This window comes from Synechococcus sp. LTW-R, from assembly GCF_014217875.1.
GTDB lineage: Bacteria > Cyanobacteriota > Cyanobacteriia > PCC-6307 > Cyanobiaceae > Vulcanococcus.
Map to the genome: position 1 here is coordinate 1,434,270 of NZ_CP059060.1, position 15,997 is coordinate 1,450,266.

Annotated in this window: 15 protein-coding genes and 1 tRNA gene; 3 read left to right on the forward strand and 13 right to left on the reverse strand. The window is 65.6% G+C overall.

Annotation, left to right across the window (positions count from 1 at the left end):
* Positions 1 to 17: 17 nt before the first annotated feature.
* Positions 18 to 1,106, reverse strand: a complete 1,089-nt coding sequence (recF, locus tag H0O22_RS08205) for a DNA replication/repair protein RecF (RefSeq protein WP_255439574.1) — start codon at positions 1,104 to 1,106, stop codon at positions 18 to 20.
* Positions 1,107 to 1,225: 119 nt separating this feature from the next.
* Here recF and H0O22_RS08210 point away from each other — a divergent pair.
* Positions 1,226 to 1,299 (forward strand) — tRNA-Arg (locus H0O22_RS08210).
* 58 nt (positions 1,300 to 1,357) lie between these two features.
* On the opposite strand, the gene H0O22_RS08215 is transcribed toward H0O22_RS08210, so the two are convergent.
* The 8 genes from H0O22_RS08215 to H0O22_RS08250 all read right to left on the reverse strand — a co-directional run bounded on the left by H0O22_RS08215 (position 1,358) and on the right by H0O22_RS08250 (position 11,916).
* Entirely contained in the window at positions 1,358 to 1,825 is a 468-nt protein-coding gene (locus H0O22_RS08215; protein WP_185186207.1) for an N-acetyltransferase, read from the reverse strand.
* Between the two features lie 12 nt (positions 1,826 to 1,837).
* Complete coding sequence (gene ppc, locus H0O22_RS08220) at positions 1,838 to 4,864, reverse strand: phosphoenolpyruvate carboxylase (RefSeq protein ID WP_185186208.1); 3,027 nt, start codon at positions 4,862 to 4,864, stop codon at positions 1,838 to 1,840.
* Entirely contained in the window at positions 4,861 to 6,018 is a 1,158-nt protein-coding gene (gene gshA, locus H0O22_RS08225) for a glutamate--cysteine ligase (RefSeq protein WP_185186209.1), read from the reverse strand. The genes ppc and gshA overlap by 4 nt, the downstream gene beginning before the upstream one ends.
* Entirely contained in the window at positions 6,015 to 7,535 is a 1,521-nt protein-coding gene (locus H0O22_RS08230) for an anthranilate synthase component I family protein (RefSeq protein ID WP_185186210.1), read from the reverse strand. Before H0O22_RS08230 ends, gshA begins: the two co-directional genes overlap by 4 nt.
* A 97-nt stretch (positions 7,536 to 7,632) precedes the next feature.
* Positions 7,633 to 8,055, reverse strand: a complete 423-nt coding sequence (locus H0O22_RS08235; protein ID WP_185186211.1) for a photosystem I reaction center subunit II PsaD — start codon at positions 8,053 to 8,055, stop codon at positions 7,633 to 7,635.
* Between the two features lie 119 nt (positions 8,056 to 8,174).
* Positions 8,175 to 9,527, reverse strand: coding sequence for a HAMP domain-containing histidine kinase (locus H0O22_RS08240; protein ID WP_185186212.1), 1,353 nt, complete (start codon positions 9,525 to 9,527; stop codon positions 8,175 to 8,177).
* Positions 9,527 to 10,816, reverse strand: coding sequence for a rod shape-determining protein RodA (rodA, locus tag H0O22_RS08245; protein WP_185186213.1), 1,290 nt, complete (start codon positions 10,814 to 10,816; stop codon positions 9,527 to 9,529). Before rodA ends, H0O22_RS08240 begins: the two co-directional genes overlap by 1 nt.
* Complete coding sequence (locus H0O22_RS08250; protein ID WP_185186214.1) at positions 10,816 to 11,916, reverse strand: Mrp/NBP35 family ATP-binding protein; 1,101 nt, start codon at positions 11,914 to 11,916, stop codon at positions 10,816 to 10,818. The genes rodA and H0O22_RS08250 overlap by 1 nt, the downstream gene beginning before the upstream one ends.
* Positions 11,917 to 12,200: 284 nt before the next feature.
* Between H0O22_RS08250 and hemF the strand changes: the two genes are divergently transcribed.
* Positions 12,201 to 13,178 carry an oxygen-dependent coproporphyrinogen oxidase gene (hemF, locus tag H0O22_RS08255; protein WP_370521515.1) on the forward strand — a complete coding sequence of 326 codons (978 nt, stop codon included), beginning with the start codon at positions 12,201 to 12,203 and terminating at the stop codon, positions 13,176 to 13,178.
* On the opposite strand, the gene H0O22_RS08260 is transcribed toward hemF, so the two are convergent.
* From H0O22_RS08260 to H0O22_RS08270, 3 genes are read right to left on the reverse strand one after another with little or no spacing between them, the layout of a single operon-like run.
* Positions 13,137 to 13,958 (reverse strand): dehydrogenase, encoded by an 822-nt coding sequence (locus tag H0O22_RS08260; RefSeq protein ID WP_185186216.1) that lies wholly within the window; start codon positions 13,956 to 13,958, stop codon positions 13,137 to 13,139. The genes hemF and H0O22_RS08260 overlap by 42 nt on opposite strands.
* A gap of 14 nt (positions 13,959 to 13,972) precedes the next feature.
* Complete coding sequence (locus H0O22_RS08265; protein ID WP_185186217.1) at positions 13,973 to 14,527, reverse strand: cofactor assembly of complex C subunit B; 555 nt, start codon at positions 14,525 to 14,527, stop codon at positions 13,973 to 13,975.
* Positions 14,424 to 14,918: a Pex protein gene (locus H0O22_RS08270; RefSeq protein ID WP_185186218.1), complete on the reverse strand. Its 495-nt coding sequence runs from the start codon at positions 14,916 to 14,918 to the stop codon at positions 14,424 to 14,426. The genes H0O22_RS08265 and H0O22_RS08270 overlap by 104 nt, the downstream gene beginning before the upstream one ends.
* Before the next feature lie 123 nt (positions 14,919 to 15,041).
* Between H0O22_RS08270 and H0O22_RS08275 the strand changes: the two genes are divergently transcribed.
* Positions 15,042 to 15,719 (forward strand): ribonuclease D, encoded by a 678-nt coding sequence (locus H0O22_RS08275; RefSeq protein ID WP_185186219.1) that lies wholly within the window; start codon positions 15,042 to 15,044, stop codon positions 15,717 to 15,719.
* A gap of 9 nt (positions 15,720 to 15,728) precedes the next feature.
* Here the strand turns inward: H0O22_RS08275 and H0O22_RS08280 are convergent, their stop codons facing one another.
* The gene (locus H0O22_RS08280; RefSeq protein WP_185186220.1) at positions 15,729 to 15,986 is read right to left on the reverse strand and encodes a hypothetical protein; all 258 of its coding nucleotides are present in this window, start codon (positions 15,984 to 15,986) and stop codon (positions 15,729 to 15,731) included.
* Between the last annotated feature and the right edge of the window lie 11 nt (positions 15,987 to 15,997).

Sequence of the window (15,997 nt, forward strand, 5' to 3'; positions counted from 1 at the left end):
GCAAAGAGTTCAAGACTTTACCGGCCAGAGAGCACCGCTCCGGCCTCAACGGTGACCACCTGAGAACCCTGATGCCAGCCGCCGTTGAAGGCGCCCAGATGGGTTGCACTCACCAGGCACTGATGGCCTTCGCCCACCGCCTCCAGCAGGAGCTGCTGCCGGCCTGGATCCAGCTCCGCCAGCACGTCATCGAGCAGTAGCAAGGGGGGCTCGCCCCAGAGCTGCTGCACCAGCTCGAGCTCAGCCATCTTCAGCGCCAGCACCAACGTGCGCTGCTGTCCCGCTGATCCGTAGCGCCGGGCGGGCTGCCCCCCGAGCTCCATCGCCACCTCATCCCGATGGGGACCGACGCTGCACTGCCCCAGGCGCAACTCCTGGGGACGCTGCTGGAGCAACTGCTCAGCCAAGGCATCCCGCCACGGCGCCTCCGCCTCCTCCCCCTCCAGTTGACTGCCCGGGCAATAGCGCAGGCCAAGGAGCTCCCGGCCATCGCTGAGGCGGTGCTGCCAGGCCTGGGCCAGGGGTTCCAGGCGCCGCAGGGCCCGCAGCCGCCGGCGGTGCAAGCGGGTTCCAATCAGGGCCATCTGCTGATCAAACGCATCCAGCAGTCCCTCGAGCTGAGCCTGGGGGAAGCGCCGCCGCAGCAGTTGGGAGCGCTGACGCAGCAGCCGGCCGTAGCGGCTGAGCAGCTCGGCATAGACCGGCTCGAGTTGCAAAACAACCCGATCGAGCCATTGCCGGCGCAGGGCCGGCTCACCGCGCACCAACTCCAGGTCCAATGCACTGAAGCCGACGCAGCGCAGGGGGCCGATTAACTCGTGCTGACGCTCCAGCACCTTGCCGTTGCGGCGGGCCTGCCGTCCCCCTTGACGGCGCAATTCCAGCTCCAAGCGATCACCGCCGCTGCATTCGGCGGCAATCAAGCCCTGACGCTCCCCCTGGCGAATCAGATCTCGGTCGCTGCTGCAGCGATGGGAGCGCAGACTGCCCAGCAGCTCCACCGCCTCCAGCAGGTTGGATTTTCCCTCCCCATTGCGCCCAATCACGAGCAGCCGCGGAGCCTCCAGGGTCAGGCTCAGCGCTCCGTAATTACGGAACTGACGCAGCTCCAGGCGATGCAGCCGAATGGGTCTCTGGGGCCGTCTGACCAGTAAGGTAAGGCGGTGACGGTGGTCTGCTGCCTGCACACGCCCCATCTGAGCAACTGAACTTGCTCAGACCCCAGGGGCATGTAGCTCAGTTGGATAGAGCATCAGATTCCGGTTCTGAGGGTCGGGGGTTCGAGTCCCTCCATGCTCGTGATCAGGTCAAAGGCCCGTCACTGAATCACCCCGCCGCGGCGGGGTTTTTTGTTGCCCTACAGGCGGAGACCCATGGCGCGAATGCCGCCGGGGTCGACGACGAATCCGTTTTGCTTGAGGGCGTCGAGGGCCACGCTCGGGGCCGCCACCGAAATGCTGCAACCAGGCAATTCCCGGCGCAGGCGTCCCATAGCGGCATGGACGATCACCAGCAAAACCTTGGCCTGGGCTGGATCCGCCGGGTCCGCTGAGAGGTCCCAGAGATTGGCGTTCAAGGCGAGGTCACTGGTGGCCCGCACAAACCCGACCAACACTCCATTGGGGTTGCGCACGCTGAACTGCCAGTTGCTGCAGGCCAAGGCTTGCTCGAGCCGCGCCTCCAAACGCTGGGGGTCGCCGCACTGCACGAGCAGTCGGTTGAGCTCCGCCCCACTGGGGGATTGCAACCCATCAAGGCTGTAGCCCTCCGGCAAGGCCGGAGGCTGGGGCTGCGAGCGGAATGGAACCAGAAGCGAGTCGAGCACGGCAGCCGTGCCTCAACCGGTGTTGCGCATGCCGGCGGCAATGCCGTTGATGGTCAGCAGGGCCCCGCGCAGCAGCTCACTGCGGCTGTAGGTCCGGCCGTCGCCGCGGGCCGCCTCTTCACTCATGGGTGGCTGGCGGTTCTGGTCCCGCAGGCGACGCAGCAAGGCCACCTGGAGGAAGCCCAGCGGAATGATCGTGCGGTTGCGCAGCTCCACCGAGAGCTGCAGGGCCGGGTCACCATCCAGCAGGCGCTCGTGGCCGGTGATGGCCAGCACCAGGTCTCGGGTCAGCACGAACTCGCGGGCAATCACCGCAAAGATCTCTTCAAACGCCTCCCGGGATTCCGGGCGGCCCAGGGACTGGACGTAGTGGTGCGCCAGATCCAGGTCCACCTTGGAGAGGGTCATCTCCACCTTGGAGATCAGCATCCGGAAGAAGGGCCAGCGCTGATAGAGCTGCTGGAACAACTCCATCTGATCGGGGTCTTCGCTGAGCTCCTCCTGCAGAGCCGTGCCCACCCCGAACCAACTGGGGAGCAGGAAGCGGCTCTGGGTCCAGCCGAACACCCATGGGATGGCCCTCAGGCTGGAGAGATCCTTCGCACCGCTCTTGCGGCGGGCCGGACGGCTGGAGATCTGCAATTTGCTGATCTCTTCAATCGGCGTGCACTGTTGGAAGAAGCCGACCAGGTCGGGGTTCTCGTGCACCAGCGAGCGGTAGTGGGTGCGGGAGCGTGCCGCCAGACGCACCATCAGCTCGTTCCAGTCCGGCGTGTCATCCACATGGCTGGTGACCAGGCTGTTCTGGATCACCGCCGTGGTGACCGTCTCCAGGTTGTAGAGCGCCAGCTCCGGCAGGGAATACTTGGAGGCCAAGACCTCCCCTTGCTCGGTGATCTTGATGCGGCCGTTCAAGGTGCCGCTGGGTTGGGCCAGGATCGCCTGATAGGCCGGGCCGCCGCCCCGTCCCACGGAACCGCCGCGGCCGTGGAAGAGGCGCAAGCAGACGTCATGGCGGCTGGCCAGCTGCTGCAGGGCGATTTGGGCCTGGTGGATCTCCCAGTTGCTCGAAAGGAAGCCGGAGTCCTTGTTGCTGTCGGAGTAGCCGAGCATCAACTCCTGCAGGGGCCGGCCGTTGGGGCTGGAGCTCGACAGGAGCTGGCGGTAGAAGTCTTCACTGAACAGCCGCTCCATCACGGCCGGAGCGGCCTTGAGATCCTCCACCGTCTCGAATAGGGGGATCACCAACAGGTCGGAGCGCTGGGCGGTGGGGTCCACCAGGCCGGCCTCCTTGGCCAGCAGCAGCACCTCCAGAAGGTCCGACACCGTGTGACTCATCGAGATCACGTAGGTGCGGCAAATGCGGGAACCGAATTCCTGCTGCAGCCGTTTGACGACGCGGAGCACGTCGAAGGTTTCCGCCGTCAGCGGACTCCAACTCACAGCCGCCGGGATCAGCGGCCGGCGGGTCTGGAGCTCGGACATCAACCAGCTGATCCGCTGCTCCTCATCCATCTCCCCGTAGGGGGTCGGCATTTGGAGATAGCGGGTCAGCTCATCGAGGGCATCGCTATGGCGTGTGCTCTCTTGGCGAATGTCGAGGCTGGCCAGGCAGAACGCGAAGGTGTGCACCTGGGCGATCAAGTTGTCCAGCGGCTCACAGCTCAGGCCGGTGCCCTGGAGGCTCTCGTTGATCAGCTCGAGATCGGTGCGGAACTCGTCCACGGTTCCGTAGTGCAGCTCCGGAGCCGGGGGAGCCGGCATGGCGCCCTGGTTCCCGAAGTCGGGCTGGGCCGGGCGCGGTTCATGGGGGGCATCCCATCCGGCAGCTGCCTGCTGCTCGTTGCGGGCCAACGTCAGCCGCAGCCGCTCAATGACGTAGCTGATCTTGAGGCGATAGGGCTCGAGCCGGTAGCGGGCCGCCCGCTCTTCGTAGACCTCCGGGAAGCGGAGGCGGTCCATCTCGAGGGATTCGAGCAAGGGAGCACTGACCTGGCTCCACTGCATCGAAATGCTCAGCTGATCGCGGAGGTCTTCCACCGCCGCCAGGTAGCGATCCAGCATCAGCTGGCGCTGGTAGGAGGCCGTCCGCCAAGTGATATCAGGAGTGACCGAGGGGTTGCCGTCCCGGTCGGATCCCACCCAGGAGCCGAAGGTGCAGAAGGCGTCGCTCGGGGGCAGGACATCGGGGTAGTTAGAGCCCAGGGCCGTGCGAATCCTCTGGCGCAGCTGGGGCATCGCCTCAAACAACACCTGCTGGAAGTAGTGCAGGGCGTAATCCACCTCGTCGAGGACCGACGGCTTGAACTGGTGCAGTTCGTCCGTGCGCCACCAGAGGCGGATTTCTTCCTCGAGTTGCTGGCGCAGGTTGTCGCGCTCCTCCGGGTGCAGCAGCTGACTCTTCTGCAGCTGCTGAATCAGCGAGGCCACCCGCCGTTGCTTGTGGCGGACAGTGTGGCGAACAATCTCCGTGGGGTGGGCCGTGAACACCAGACGGATGTCGAGCTCCTGCAGGAGCTGCTCGATTTGAGCCGGCGGCACCCCGAGGCCGCGCAGGCGGGTGAACAGCTCCCGGAAGGTCGCGGGTGCGGTCTGGCTCGCCAGGGGCGGCACAAAGGGATCGCTGAGCTCTTCAGCGTGGTGGGCCCGCAGGCTGGCCAGATAGCTGTCTTCCTCGATGTGCTGCTCGAGGATGTTGACCAGCTGGAAATAGAGGGAGAAGGAGCGGGCAGCGGCAATCGCCTCCGAGAGATCCATGTCTCGGATCAGCTGGACGATCCCCTCGGTCGCCGCCTCAGATGCCTGATCAGGAGCCCCGCCGTCGATGCGGTTGCTCAGTTCTTTCATCCGCAGCAAGCGTTCCGCCTGGGGGGCGGGACATTCACTGCGCAGCACCGTCTGCCAGAGGTCTTCAACCAGCTCCAATCGATCGCCCAGCAGGCGCGTGACCCGAGGCTCAGCCGCAGGAGCAGAGGCTTCAGTTGCGGCGAGGGTGGGCCCCATAGAGGCGGTTTCGGCAGCGGTGCGGTCCATGATCATCCCAAAGTGCCTGTTTGGGGGCTAGTGCTGAGGGCAGCAAGACGGCCTTCCAGCTGCTCCAGATCCGCCGCGGCCGAGGCAATCAGCTCCGCCACGGACGCACCTTGCCCATGGGCCGCGAGCCATTGCATCGCCTGGTTGCCCTGGGCCAGGACCGGCTGCAGCGGCGCCAGCAGGTCCACGAGCTCCAGCTCACGGGCGAGGGGCTGCATGGCCTCGAGCTCGGCCGCGATCCAAGCGCGAGCTGTGATCGGCGCACCATCGCGCCAATGGCGCAATTCAGCGCCCAAGCTGCTGCGGGCCGCGGCCTGGTCATTGGCATCCGCCAACGCGGCCAACGCCTCAGGATCCAGTCGACTGGCCAGGAGTGGATCCAGCGCAGAGGGATCCCGCAGGAGCTGGTGAATGCGCAGCTCCACGAAGGCCGTCAGGGCCAGCAGCAACTGGGGATCCGCCACCAAGTCACAGATGCGGATCTCAAGGCGGTTGAGGTCATAGGGGCGCCGCTCACCGTTGGGGCGCACCGACGTCCAGAGATGACGCACGTTTTGCATCGTGCCCAGCTCGAGCTGCTGCTCCACCCACTGGATGTAGTGCTCGTGGTTGAGGAACAGGGGCACCTGCTCCGGGGTGAGCGGGAATTGGAGCCAACGCTGGGAGTGGGCACCGGTGACTTGCCCATCCACAAAGGGAGAACAGGCGCTCAAGGCCAAGAGCAAGGCCGCCTCACAGCGCACCAGGCGACAGGCCGCAAACAGCTGATCCGGATCCGTGAGCCCCAAATTGATATGCACACTCGCCGTGACGACCCGGGTGCCGTAGGTGGACTCGATATAGGCGTGGTACGGGTTCTCAGGGTTCGAGCGCTCGAAGCGCTGGCTATCCCCCGTGCTCAAGGTGCTGCCCGGCAGCAGGGTGAGGCCGCGCTGGGCCAACCAGGGCCTGAGGCGACGGCGGGGCTCCAGGAGCAAGTCCAACTGGGTGGCGTAGCTGGCCGCCGGTGGGGTGATGTATTCGAGATTGCGGCAATCCGGCTCGGTGACGAAGCCCTCGAGGGCCGCGGCCACCTCAGCGGAACAGCCCACAACGGTTCCGTCGGGACGGCCCGTATAGAGCTCCACCTCAAAGCCCTTGAGCAACAGGGGGGCGCTCATGCCAGGCAGGCCAGGGCCTTCAGCATGCCCCGGGCCTTGTTGAGGGTCTCTTGAAACTCCGAGGCCGGCACCGAATCGGCCACCAGGCCCGCACCGGCCTGGACCTGAACGCGCCAGCGACCATCCCCATCGGGCAGGACCACCATCGTTCGGATCGTGATCGCCGTATTCAAGGCACCGCTGAGATCCATCGCGCCATAGACCCCCGAGTAGGGGCCCCGGGCATCGGGCTCCAAGGCATGGATCAGCTGCATCGCCCGGATCTTCGGTGCGCCACTGACCGTGCCCGCCGGGAAGGAGGCCATCAACAGGTCCCAGACATCCCGTTCTGGATCGAGCAAGCCATCCACTTCACTAACGATGTGCATGACGTGGGAGTAGCGCTCAATGACCATCAGCTCGCTGACGCTGACGCTGCCCGGAACGCAAACGCGGCCCAGGTCATTCCGACCGAGGTCCACCAGCATCACGTGCTCGGCCCGCTCCTTCGGGTCCGCCAACAGGTCCTTCTCCAAGGCCAGGTCTTCGGCTTCGTTGCTGCCCCGGGGCCGGGTGCCCGCAATCGGCCGCAGGGAAGCCTTGACCCGGCCGCTGCCATCGGCCATGGGCTCGGCCTTGACCATCACCTCGGGACTCGAGCCAATCAGGTACCAGCCTCCGAAGTTGAAGAAGGCCATGTACGGAGAGGGATTGACCATCCGCAGGCTCCGGTAGAGCTCAAACGGCTCGCGCTCGACCGGCGTCTCGAGGCGTTGGCTGATGACCAACTGGAAGACATCACCGGCGGCGATGTGCTCCTTGGCCGTGAGCACGGCCGCTTCAAATTCATCGCGGCTGCGGTTGCTGGTGGTGGGGAGATCCACCGCCGCGTCATCCCGCCAATCCAGGGGGGTCACCCCAGCGGGCAGGGGCTGATGCATGCGCTGCTCCAGCGCGTCCAGGCGAGCGACCGCGGCGTCGTAGGCAGCGGTGGCATCGGGCTCATCCTGGAGATTGACGTAGGCCACCGCCGTGAGCTGGCGCTTGACCTGATCGAAGGCCAAGAGGCTGTCGGCGAGCATCCAGCAGCCGTCCGGAGGCCCGTCTGGATCCGTCGGGTGAATCGGAACGCTGGGCTCAATCCAGCGGATCAGCTCGTAGCCCCAGAAACCAAACAGTTGCCCCAAGGGGGGAAGCCCGGGCACCGGGGGGGCGTCGTAGGCCGCCAGGGTGTCCCGCAGCAGATCAAAGGGATTGCCACTGAGGGCGCTGCTGCGCCCATCACGCCAGCGCTGCTCCGCGGACTCACCGCGCACGCTCAGGGTCCAGAGCGGATCGCTGACCACAAAACTCCAGCGGCCAATTCGCTCGCCGCCTTCCACCGACTCGAGCAGAACGCCATGGTCGCTGCCGGCGCCCACCTTCAGCCAGGTGGTCAGGGGCGTCTCGAGATCCGCCGGCCAAGTGCGCCAGATCGGGATGTAGTTGCTGCCCGCCTTGGCCTGGGCCAGAACAGTCGCGCGATCAGGGGAGGGCATCACTACGACGACGGGCGAGCAAAAAAAACGGGGCCTTCGCCCCGCCTTTATAGAGGTTGAAGCACCGCCCGATGACTGGAGCAGTGCAGGTCCTAAATCAGGAATCGAAGGTGTTCTTGCCGGTGAACTTGATGCTGGCGGGGTTGCCGTTCTGGCCGATGCGGCGGGCGTTGTGGCCCACCATCTGACGACCCTCGTTCACTTTCTCGGGGAACACACCATCTTTGGGGTGCAGGAACTCGGTGTCGCCACCGGGGAAGATCCGGTAGATCTTGTAGTCCTCGATCCGGGGCTTGAACTTGGTGCGCAGCTGAGTACCGAGGGCCAGGCACTGCTCCTTGCGAGCGAAGTACATGAGGTTCTCGCCCTCGTTCATGTGAGCAGCACCACCGGTGGGCAGCTCAAAGACCTGCTCTTTGGCGCTGGTCCAGGTGATGGCGTACTTCTCTTCGGTCTCAGCGGCGTTGAGCAGACCGCCGGTGCTGCCGATGTACTTCGGGAGTTGACCGCTCAATGTCATGGCTGTTCCGGAGGGGGTGTCGGCAGACCGCAGACCGTTTCAAGCGGAAGCTAGCACCGTGTTTTGGGGGTAACTGGAGCTGCAGCTCCTCTCTTCACACCCGTCAACATTGGCCCCGATCAGGCGACGGGGAAAAACACCGTGAGGTCATTGCCCGAGCGTTCCGCCAGGCGTCCTCCGAGGCTGTGGAACAGGCGCTGGGTGGCCTGCCGGCTCAGCTGCAGGCTGCCGGTTCCTGGGTTCCAACTGAGCACCGGGCCCACCCGCTCCTGCAGCTCGGGCCCCTCCTCACTGGACGCCAAGGCGGCCGCACTTAGACGCAGCTTCAGGCGGGCACCGGCGGGCTGAAGGCTGAGCTGGACGACCGCTCCGGCGGGCAGGCCGCGGCTGAAGCGATCCATGAGTCCCCCCAACACGGTCTCCAGGCGCGCCGGGTCAGAGAGTACCGGCGGGAGGTCGGGCGTCAGCTGGAGCTCCAAGGTCAGGCTGCGGCGCTGGAGCTGCTGCTGCCAGCCGGCTTCTAACTGACCGAGCAGCTGGCTGAGGTCGGTGCGGGCCAAGGCGTGGCCGGGGGCGTCCCTGGCCGGCTCCCGTTGCAACTCCGCCGCCAGGAAAATCAAGCCAAAGCGATCGATCTGCTCGCTGCATTCCCCATCGATTTGGTGCAGCCGTTTGCGCACCAGATCCGTGAGGTCACTGCGCCGCAACAGGGAGCGAATCAGGGTGCGAATCGTGGCGAGGGGGGTGCGGACCTCATGGGTCAAGGCCTCCAGCAGCGCCAACTCACTACTCGGGCTCGGACTGCTCTCGCTGGCACTGCTGCGATGCACCAACGGCTGCAGGGTCAGGCTGGGGGCCATCGCCGCGACCCGTTCGGCCAAGCGGGGCCAAAAGAGCTGCGCCAGTTGCTCATCGTTCTGCAGCCCCCCCAGGGCCTGGATCGCCGCTCGTAGGGCCTGGCCCTGCTGGGGATCGCTGTGTTGCAGGCGTTCATCCAGCAGCGTGAGTGCCGCCGAGAGGGTGGGGGGATCAAAGCGAACCACCAACTGCCGCTGCTTGGGGGAGCCCACCAAGGCCATCGCCATTTGCAGCTTCGGGGTAATCAGCACCAACAGGGGATCGGTGCCGTCGCTGTCCTCAAGGGCCAAGCGCTGAAAGCCACCACTGACGGAGGGCGGGGCCGCCGCGGCCGGCAAAAGGGGGGAACTGTTCTGGAGCAGGTCCTTGAGTTCGGGGGGAGCCCAGACCCAACCTTGAAACTGCTGCAGCAGCGAGGGTTCATAAAGGGCCGGCAGGGGAGAGGCCAACCAGACACCCGGCTGCGTCCCAAGGGGCAACAGAAAGTCCTCCTGCAAGGTGGCCAAGGCCGCCCACCACTGCCGCCGCACGCTGTCTTCATCGCAGCGACCGGTTGGCATCTGATGGGCCAACTGGCGCCGCAGCGCTTCAAAACTGCAGCCCAGCGCCCCCATCAGCGGCGTGGTTTAGCCGGTTGCTTGATGCCCCGAGCTACCGAGGCACAGAGGCCGAGGCCAATGAAATTCACCAACATCGCCGAGCGGCCGTAACTCAACCAGGGCAAGGGGATCCCCGTGATCGGCCCCAAGCCGATGGTCATGTTGATATTGACCACCACCTGGAACATCACCATCGCCCCCACGCCGATCACGACCAGGGACTCCACATCCGTGCGCGCCTGGCCGGCGATCTTCAGCAACCGCCAGATCCAGGCGACAAAGCCGAGCACCACCAGAGCGGAGCCGAGGAATCCGGTCTCTTCCCCCAGGGCACTGAAGATGAAGTCGGTGTGCTGCTCAGGGATGAAGCGCAACAGGGTCAGATGGCCCTGCAGCAAACCCGTGCCGAACCAACCGCCTGAGCCAATGCCGACGGTGCTCTGCAGCAGGTGATAGCCACCCCCCAGGGGGTCCTTATTGGGATCCAGGAAGAGGGTCAGACGGTCCCGCTGGTGGGGCTGGAGAAAGTTGTTCCACAGCCAGGGGGTGCCCACCGCAAACAGACCCTGGATGGCCAGCACCGCGAGGGGAGCCAGGCGCTTCCAGGGCAGCGAGCGCGCCGCGATCACGGCCATGGCCGGTATCCAAAGCAGCAGCAGCCAAGGGAAGACCCCAGCCAAAACCGACGTCACCACCGGAGAGATCAACAGGACCACCCAGGCCCCGGGCATCCCCGACCAGAACATCATCACGAGCAGGACCGCGCCAAACACCAAAGAGGTGCCCAGGTCGGGCTGGATCAAGACCAGGAACCAGGGAATGCTGATGGTCGCGACCGGACGCACCAGATCCACAGGGCGCTCCACGGGATGGCGGGCGAGAACCTGCGCCAACAGCAAGATCGCGGCGATCTTGGCGAATTCAGAGGGCTGGACATTGAAGCCAGCGATGTTGATCCAGCTCTGGGCGCCCAAGGCACTCACACCAATCAGGCGCACCGCGATCAAGCTGGCGACCATGGCCCCATAGATCGGCCAGGTCCAGCGGGTGATGCGCTCCACCGGAACCTTGGCGAGCAGCAGGGCGATGACCAAACCAACGGCGGCCGTCACCCAGTGCTGGTACCAATCGGCGTAACCGGCCTGGCGCTGGGTACTGGCAATCAGAAAGCCCGCGACGAAAATCATCGCCAGGGGGATCCACCAGAGGATCTTGTCGACGCCTGCAAACAAGCGGCGACGGCGTCCATCCCGTTTGAAGAGCAGGCCTCCGCGGCGGCGATCCCAGAAGCCCGAGAGCGCCATCAGCGAGCGGTGACCGGGAGACGGGACGCCAGTGCGGCAAAGGCGGCGGCCGTGGCCGACTCCGGTGCACTCACGGTCACCGGACGTCCCCCATCTCCGCCTTGCACCACCGCCAATTCCATCGGGAGCTGAGCCAACAGGGGCACGCCGCTCTCGTCAGCAAGGCAATGGCCACCACCGGAGCCAAAGAGCTCGTAGCGCTTCTCGGGTGCATCCGGCGGGATGAAGGCCGTCATGTTCTCCACGACACCCAGCACGGGCACACCGAGCTGCTGGAACATCGCCAAGCCGCGCCGCGCGTCCTGCAGGGAGACCATCTGGGGCGTCGTCACGATGATCACGCCAGCCATGGGGACCGCCTGGGCCAGGCTGAGCTGGGCATCGCCGGTGCCAGGCGGCAGGTCAACCACGAGCACATCCCGCTCGCCCCACTCCACTTGGTAGAGGAACTGGCGAATGATGCCGTTGAGCATCGGGCCGCGCCAGATCACGGGCTGATGGGCATCGATCAGCAAGCCCATCGAGACCATGGCGATGCCGCAGCTCTCGATCGGGGTCAAGACCTGGTCATTGCCGCTGCCCCGCACCTGGGGGGTCTGGTCGGCCACCCCCAACATCGTCGGGGCATTGGGGCCGTAGATATCCGCATCGAGCAGGCCGACCTTGAGGCCGCTTTTGGCCAAGGCGCAGGCCAGGTTCACGGCCACGGTGCTCTTGCCCACGCCCCCTTTGCCGCTGCTCACGGCGATGACCTGTTTGACGCCGGGGATGGCCTGGCGCTCGGGGCCACCACCGCCATGGCCTGCGGCCCCAATCGGTGCGCCGGCATGGGATGAGGCCTGCGGCTGTGCCTGGGTCAACTCGATCTGCACGTCTTCAATGCCGCCCAGTTGCAGCAGGGCACCGCGGGCGTCCGCGGCAATACGTTCGCGCTGGGATGCGGCATAGCCCGGCAGGGCCAGCTGAAACACCACGCGGTTGTTCTGAACCCGCACCTGCTGAATCCACTGCAGCTCCAGCAAGCTGCGGCCGGTGCCGGCGTCTTTGAGGGGCTCGAGGGCGGCGAGGGCCTCTGTCAGGGCCTGGTCTGCGCTGGCCATCGGGCAATTCCACGGTGCCCCGGATCCTAAAAGCGTTGCCCAGCGCAGGCATCCCCAGGCCGGTCACGGGGTGGGATCACGAACCCTCTCGAAAACTTGTGCAGCGGTGGGTCGGACTGAAAAGGTGGTCCGATTCCCCATGCCTCACGGCGCGAGCATCGATGTTGAAGGGTCTGCTGTCCCGTGCCAAGGCCAAGCTGACGAGTGAGACCTCGGCGACCTCCAGCCCCGTCGCACTTGAGGCGCCCCCCGCGAACTCCCGAGAGCGGGCCCGCGCCCTGGTGATGGGCCTGCAGGACTCCATCTGCACCGGCCTCGAGCAATTCGACGGTGGCGCCCGTTTTGAAGAAGAAAGCTGGGTCCGCCCCGAGGGCGGTGGCGGCCGCTCCCGCGTGATCAAGGGCGGTCGGGTCTTCGAACAGGGCGGGGTGAACTTCTCCGAGGTGGAGGGCACCGAGCTGCCCCCCTCGATCCTGAGCCAACGGCCTGAGGCCAAAGGCCATCGCTGGTATGCCACCGGCACCTCGATGGTGTTGCACCCCCGCAATCCCTATATCCCCACCGTTCACCTCAACTACCGCTACTTCGAAGCCGGTCCGGTGTGGTGGTTTGGCGGTGGCGCCGACCTAACCCCTTACTACCCCTTCCTGGAGGACGCCCAGCACTTCCACAGGACCCTCAAGAACGCCTGCGACAGCGTCAACCCGGCCTACTACCAGGTCTTCAAGCCCTGGTGCGACGAGTACTTCTATTTGAAGCACCGGGATGAAACCCGCGGTGTCGGCGGGATCTTCTACGACTACCAGGATCCCCGGGGCGTCCTCTACAAGGGCCAAGCCCCCAACGGCCCCGCGGCGGCGGCCGGTCAAGGCGTCGGCCCCATTCCGCAGAGCTGGGAGCAGCTCTTCAATCTGGCCAGCGCCTGCGGCAACGCGTTCCTGCCCAGCTACCTGCCGATCGCTGAGAAGCGGCAGAACAACTCCTATGGCGAGCGGGAACGCCAATTCCAGCTCTACCGCCGCGGCCGCTACGTGGAGTTCAACCTGGTCTTCGACCGGGGCACGATCTTCGGCCTGCAAACCAATGGCCGCACCGAGTCGATCCTGATGTCCCTGCCGCCGCTGGTGCGCTGGGAGTACGGGTACAAGGCCGAAGCGGGCAGCCGTGAAGCCCTGCTGACGGATCTGTTTACCAAGCCCCAGAACTGGCTCGGAGACGACTCACTGGTGGGTCGGTGCCAACCCCACGGCGCCGTGGGCTGAAACCGGTTGTGGAGCCGCCACCAGTCGGTGGCGGCCCAAACCAGCTTCGAGGGCCGCGACAACCCGTTCCGTGATCACCGCCAGGGATCGCTCACGGCTGCGGGGATTACGCAGGGCCGTCTCAAGCGGGGCTTCAAGCTTGCCGATCTCCAGCAGGGTGATGCCGCGTTTCGGACCACCCAGACCGCCACGGAACTGCAAGGGATAGCCGCCAAAGGCAACGGCCAAGCTTTCATCCAGAGAGCTCAGCGGTCGATGCAGAGCCGGAATCACCCCTGAACCGATCCCATCGGGGCCGTAGGCATCGAAATGAATCTCCAGGGCGTAGCCCCCTGCTTCCGCATGGGCCTTGCCCACGCTCCAATTCGTGCGGGGATCATCCCCGTTGACGATCGTGCGGGCCGGTGGGTCGTAGAAGCGGATGTTTAAGCCGCGCCGTTGGCCGAGGGCAACGACGCGCCTGGCCACCTCAAGGTTCCAGTACAGCTCGTCGCGGATGCCGGGCTGCATCGGCTTCGCCCCGCGGATGTCCACGGCATAGCCCGAAGTTCCCGAACCAGGAATGTTCTGGGAATCCGCGTGGCCAGCCATCACCAGGATCGGGACCGTGTTGGCCACTTGGCGCACGCCGATCCAGTCCCGCCCCAAACGACCACGGGCACCGGTCAAGGTGTCGGCGGTACCGGGCGCTGGAGCCGGAGCTTGGGCGTCGGCGGCCAGGGCCAGGCTTGCAGCGGCCAGGCTGGCGAGCAGCAGCGTGCGGCGCCGGGGGAACCTCATCGGCCCATCCTGGCTCAGATCGGCGAATGCAACAGGTCGCCCACACCAAAGAGCCCGAGTTGCGGCCCCATTTCCTGCTCCAGGGCAATCAACTCATCGCGGTGGGCTCGCATCTGCAGGGCGCTGCCGGTGGCCTCGTCATGGCTGATCAGACGCAGTTCGACGGTCTCCGCGCGGGCCGCACGGCGGCGATAGACCACCCCCGCCAAGGGCCCCAGCAGGGTCAGCAAGAGCGGCCACCATGCCAGGGCCGGCAACAACTGACAAAGCACGAGGCCCAGGCAGCCGGCACCCACGCCACCCAGGGCGGAGAGCAGCACGGCCAACGCACCACTGGCCTCCACCTGACCGGAGAACGTCAGCAGGCGACGCTCGGGATTGGTCTCTTCCGCCACCCAGCCGCGCCCCTGCAACCACTCCGCCAGGGCCGGAAGCACCTCAAGCGGAGGCTTGGAGGAGCGGATTTCAACAACGGTCGTGCGGTCTTTGCTGGCGGCCCGCAGAAAGAACACCAGACCGATGACCAGCAGCAGCGTGAGGGGCAGGGTGGATCCCAGGGCCTGGGTCATGGCTGCTGGCGTGAAGATTTCGCTCATTCTCGTCGAGCCAGTGGTGCCATGGCGGCATTAACTGCTCGGCATCGCTGCGGCGCGTCGCGAGGAGGTGCAACATCCGCCGCGGACGGCCGCGACTGGGGCAGCGCTGGGCGTAGCTATCGATTGCTCCGTCCTGATCCAGAAAACCAAGGGCCTGCTGCAGGACGGTCTCCGACAGCCGCAACTTGGGATGGGAGACCGAGAGGTCCTGCATCAGAGCCGTCGGATAGGTATCGGCCTCCAGCAGACGCTCCAAAATCCAGCAGACCGCAAGCTCCAAACTCAGGTGCTGAACAGGGGGACGCTCAAAAAAGGTCCGAATCGACTCCAGACCAGGCCGTAGGGGCAAGGGACGAGAACGCATTGAAAAGGAGGGCCACGCGCTACCCACCTGCTAGCGCGATCTCACTTTGATACGCAAAAGCGACAGATGATCTTGGGATTTGCCCTTGGTCCGCGACGATGGATCGCAGTTGAGCACCACCCCTTGAGCAGCGCTTCCTCCGCCGTCTCCGCCCCTGCAGCGGGGTCCAGCCCTGCTCGCTTCGCCGTCCTGGACCGCGATCTCAGCCCGGAATGGCATCAACTGCTTGGGGCCTCGAGCGCCCTGGCGGTGGACACCGAAGCCATGGGCTTGATCCACGGCCGCGACCGCCTCTGCCTGGTGCAGATCAGCGACGAACACGACAACGTCTGCTGCATCCGCATCCACCGCGGCCAAAGCGAGGCGCCGCTGCTCAAACAGCTGATGGAGGCCGCCGGGATCGAGAAGGTCTTCCACTTCGCCCGCTTTGACGTGGCTGCCCTCGCCGAGGGTCTGGACATCCACGTCAATCCGATCTTCTGCACCAAGATCGGCAGCCGCCTGGCCCGCACCTACACCAACCGCCACGGCCTCAAGGACCTGGTCAACGAGCTCTGTCACGTGGAACTCGACAAAGGCGCCCAGAGCAGTGACTGGGGCCGGGTGGAGGAGCTCAGCGAGGCCCAGCTGGCCTATGCCGCCAATGATGTGCGCTACCTCCTGGCCGCCCGTGCGCGACTGATCGAGATGCTCGTGCGTGAAGAGCGGCTGGACCTCGCCCAGCGCTGCTTTGCCTGCATCCCCGTGATCTCGGATCTGGATCGCGGCCGCTTCGGCGCGATCTTTGAGCACCGCTCCTAGGGAAGGGGCTCAGTCATCCCCGAGGTACATCTCCTCCTCTTTGACCGCCTCCAGCAGCACATCCAAGAGCTGACGGGATTCTTCGCCCACGCCCTGGGCTTCCAGCAACAGGCGCTGGGCGATCAGCAGGCGCCCCTCGTTGTCACGCACCCCCTCCTTGGCTGCCACAAGATCCACCTTGCGGCGGGCCGAGGCGATGCTGATGCTCAAGGCACTGGCGAGCTGTCCGCAGGCTTTTGCGTAGTCCTTGTCCTGGGGAGCAGCCATGGGGCGAAGCA